A 3,527-nucleotide genomic window follows, 5' to 3' on the forward strand; every position below is an offset into this window, starting at 1 on the left:
GGCCATGGCCATGGCAGCGGCCGCGACGACCAGCACCAGCGTCTGCACCGTCTGCTTCCAAAGGTTCTGGTTGATGATGAAGATCAGGCCGAGAAAGACGCCGATGGCAAGCGGTCGCGAGCGTTGCAGCAGCCAGGCGACAACGGCGATGACCAGCGCCAGCAGCACCGGCGGCACCATCAAGAGGATGCCGACCAGCCCGTCGAGCAGGAAATTGAGGCCATTCGAAAAGGCCCTGAACACAGTGTCGAAATTGTCGGTGAGGAAACCGAAGAAGGCCTTTCCCCAGGCGCCGATCGGAATCTTGTGATCGACCATGAATTTCGAAATCGGATCCATATCGCCCCTCTCGTGCAGGAGACCGCCCTGCCCCTCGGCCTCGGCCGTCGTCATCTTGTCACAGGATATGAAAAAGGGCAGCCTTTTCTAAGATGGCTGCCCTTCCTGGTTCGGCTTTGCCGAATTCAGTCGGCTCAGCTTCCGAGCGCGGTCTTGATGGCGGCGGCAGCGTCACCGCCGTCGAAGGTGGTCACGCCGGCTATCCACGGGGCAACGGCATCCGGGTGCTTCTTCAGCCAGTCGGTTGCAACCGTATTGGCGTCGCCGCCCTTGAGGATCGCGTCCATCATCTCGCCTTCCATGTCCAGGTTGAACTTCAGGTTGGCGATGAACTTGCCGGCGTTCGGGCATTCGGTGGTGTAGCCCTTGCGCACATTGGTGTAGACGGTGGCGGCGCCGAAGCCGCTGTCGCCCATGCCGTCGAGATAGGTGATCTTCATGGCGCCCATCACCGGATGCGGCGTCCAGCCGAGGAAGGCGATCCATTCATTGTTCTTCATCGACTGCTCGGCCTGCGTCAGCATGCCGGCTTCCGAGGATTCGACCAGCTCGAAGCCTTCGAGATTGTCCTTCGGGTTCTTGATCATGTCGAGGATGATGCGGTTGCCGTCATTGCCGGCCTCGATGCCATAGATCTTGCCGTTGAACTTGTCCTTGAACTTGCCGATATCGGTCAGCGATTTGACGCCGGCGTCGGCGACATAGGTCGGCACGACGATGCCGTAGCCGGCGCCGGTCAGGTTGGTGCTGATCGTCTCGACCGAACCGTCGGCTGTATAGTCCTTGATGTCGTTGGTCATCGACGGCATCCAGTTGCCGAGGAACACGTCGAGATCCTTGTTCTTCAGCGACGCCATGGTCACCGGCACCGACAGCTGGATCGTTTGCGGCTCATAGCCGAGCGCGGTCAGCAGCACGGAGGCGACGCCGGTCGTCGCCTGGATGTCGGTCCAGCCGACGTCGGAAAGGCGCACCGCCTTGCAGCTTGCCGGATCACCGGCGTAGGCAGCGCTGGTTGACAAAAAAGCCGCCAGGCCGAGGCCGGCGACGAAAGAGTTCATACGCGACATAGACAGTCTCCCATTGTGATTCTTTGGCGAAGCGTAGCTACGGTTTCTATGCCCGCCTTGTTTCGTCAGCCAAACACCATTCTGGTGTGGTTTCAAGCATTAAGACAATCACGATCAACGGCGCGGGCTGGCCAATCAGCGACACATCAGGCGCTTTTGTCTGGCCAGCCGGCTTTTTCAGGGGAATGCCGCTCTGGCCCCTCCCCGTGTCAGGCCAAGTCGGCTTAAAAGAGCGGCATGGCCAAGCTTTACTTCCACTACGCGACGATGAACGCCGGCAAGACGACGATGCTCTTGCAGGCCTCTTACAATTACCGCGAGCGCGGCATGGGCACGATGCTGTTCGTCGCCGGCCACTACCGCAAGGGCGATACAGGCCTGATCTCGTCGCGCATAGGCCTGGAGACGGAAGCCGAGATGTTTCGCGACGGCGACGATCTGTTCGCCCGCGTCGCCGCTCATCACGCGCATACGTCGGTGCATTGCGTCTTCGTCGACGAGGCGCAGTTCCTCGAGGAAGAGCAGGTCTGGCAGCTCGCCCGCATCGCCGACCGGCTGAACATCCCGGTCATGTGCTACGGCCTGCGCACCGATTTCCAGGGCAAGCTGTTTTCCGGCTCGCGCGCGCTGCTGGCCATCGCCGACGATTTGCGCGAAGTGCGCACCATCTGCCGATGCGGCCGCAAGGCGACGATGGTCGTGCGCCTCGGCCCCGATGGCAAGGTGGCGCGCCAGGGCGAGCAGGTGGCGATCGGCAAGGACGTCTATGTCTCGCTCTGCCGCCGCCACTGGGAGGAAGAGATGGGCCGCGCCGCGCCAGACGACTTCATCGGCTTTATCAAGGGCTGACGGTCGGCGGCCTTGACCCCGGCCCGATGCAGCGTTTCTTAAGGCCTCGGTACTATAACGCAGCCAGCCAGAGCTCCCCGGGGTCAGCCATGCTTCGAGACGCTTCGTTCGCCAGTATCCTTCTCCTTGCCAGCTCGCTCGTAGCCCATGCCGGCGGTGATCCTGCCCTGGGCAAGAAGGTCTTCAACCGATGCATGGCCTGCCATGACGCAGCCACCGACCGCGACAAGGTCGGTCCGCATCTGTTGGGCGTCGTTGGCCGCACCGCCGGCAGCGCAGAGAGCTTTCTTGGCCACTATTCCGAGGCGATGAAGAGTGCCGGCGCCGCCGGCCTGGTCTGGGATGAAGCCAATCTCGCCGAGTATCTCAAGGCCCCAAAGCTGAAGGTGCCGGGCAACAAGATGGCCTTCGGCGGCCTGACCAATGACGACGACATCGCCAATGTCATCGCCTATCTGAAGGCCGATCCCAAGCCTTGATCCGCTGTTCATCAGCTCTGTAAAACCGGCTTTCCCCTCGCATATCGCGGCCGCGATTGCTTCAGTCGTTTGCCGAATACAAAGGCATCCGTGCGCCCTCGGCTTGCCGCATGAAAGTTCAATGACAGCTGAACTACGGCTGGCAGGCAAGCTAATCACGCCAGGCCCCCGCCTTCACTGGTTTTCAAGACCCTGATGGATTCTTTTGTTTTCACGCCGCCCTTGTTGTCACGTCTTTCAATCCCCCGATGCCCCACATATATTCGCCGCTGTTCGCGACCAGCGACGTCATGCCGAAGCGGGAGGCCCCAATGGCGACATTGCAGAATTTCGACGCCGAAATTGCCAAGACCAAGCAGGTCGTGCAGGACATGCGCTCCAAGATCGAGCAGTCCGGCACCATGCTTGATACGCTCGCCACATCGGACAAGAAGATCGGCGACGCCAATTTCGACCTCGAGAACGCCCGCATCGAGGATGTGCTGAAGCAGCAAAAGGTGATGGAAGGCAACATTGCCGACCTGATCATCGGCCTGGAGGACGCCACCAACGTCTTCGGCTCCGAGTTCGAGAGCATGAAGAACTACACCGGCTGGGAAAAATTCATCGGTATCTTCTCCAGCCAGAGCAAGCAGCGCATGCGCACCGACCGCGTCCGCAACATGTCGCTGGCGGGCAATCTGCAGGAATTGCTGGTCAAATCCGACACCATCGTCGGCATATTGAAGGCGCAGAAAGAGGTCCTCGACCAGCGCTACAAGACCTCGGAAACCAGCCTGTCGCAGGTGAT

Annotated in this window: 3 protein-coding genes and 2 pseudogenes; 3 read left to right on the top strand and 2 right to left on the bottom strand. The window is 60.6% G+C overall.

Annotation, left to right across the window (positions count from 1 at the left end):
- Nucleotides 1–339 (bottom strand): annotated as a pseudogene (locus tag EN879_RS28335) (choline ABC transporter permease subunit); the annotation flags it as partial.
- 134 nt (nt 340–473) lie between these two features.
- Nucleotides 474–1,409 (bottom strand): choline ABC transporter substrate-binding protein, encoded by a 936-nt coding sequence (locus EN879_RS28340; RefSeq protein ID WP_013529956.1) that lies wholly within the window; start codon nt 1,407–1,409, stop codon nt 474–476.
- Nucleotides 1,410–1,646: 237 nt separating this feature from the next.
- On the opposite strand from EN879_RS28340, the gene EN879_RS28345 reads away from it, so the two are divergent.
- The 3 genes and pseudogenes from EN879_RS28345 to EN879_RS28355 form a co-directional block, all read left to right on the top strand.
- The gene (locus tag EN879_RS28345; protein ID WP_013529955.1) at nt 1,647–2,258 is read left to right on the top strand and encodes a thymidine kinase; all 612 of its coding nucleotides are present in this window, start codon (nt 1,647–1,649) and stop codon (nt 2,256–2,258) included.
- Nucleotides 2,259–2,347: 89 nt separating this feature from the next.
- Nucleotides 2,348–2,737, top strand: a complete 390-nt coding sequence (locus EN879_RS28350) for a cytochrome c family protein (protein ID WP_063168854.1) — start codon at nt 2,348–2,350, stop codon at nt 2,735–2,737.
- Between the two features lie 311 nt (nt 2,738–3,048).
- A pseudogene (locus tag EN879_RS28355) lies at nt 3,049–3,527 on the top strand (hypothetical protein); the annotation flags it as partial.

The sequence above is a fragment of the Mesorhizobium sp. M7A.F.Ca.AU.002.02.1.1 genome (genome assembly GCF_003998535.1).
GTDB lineage: Bacteria > Pseudomonadota > Alphaproteobacteria > Rhizobiales > Rhizobiaceae > Mesorhizobium > Mesorhizobium ciceri.

What these genes read in the sequence shown, in the direction of transcription:
- EN879_RS28340 (WP_013529956.1), bottom strand. Translation starts at nt 1,409, where the DNA reads ATGTCGCGTATGAACTCTTTCGTCGCCGGCCTCGGCCTGGCGGCTTTT.
- EN879_RS28345 (WP_013529955.1), top strand. Translation starts at nt 1,647, where the DNA reads ATGGCCAAGCTTTACTTCCACTACGCGACGATGAACGCCGGCAAGACG.
- EN879_RS28350 (WP_063168854.1), top strand. Translation starts at nt 2,348, where the DNA reads ATGCTTCGAGACGCTTCGTTCGCCAGTATCCTTCTCCTTGCCAGCTCG.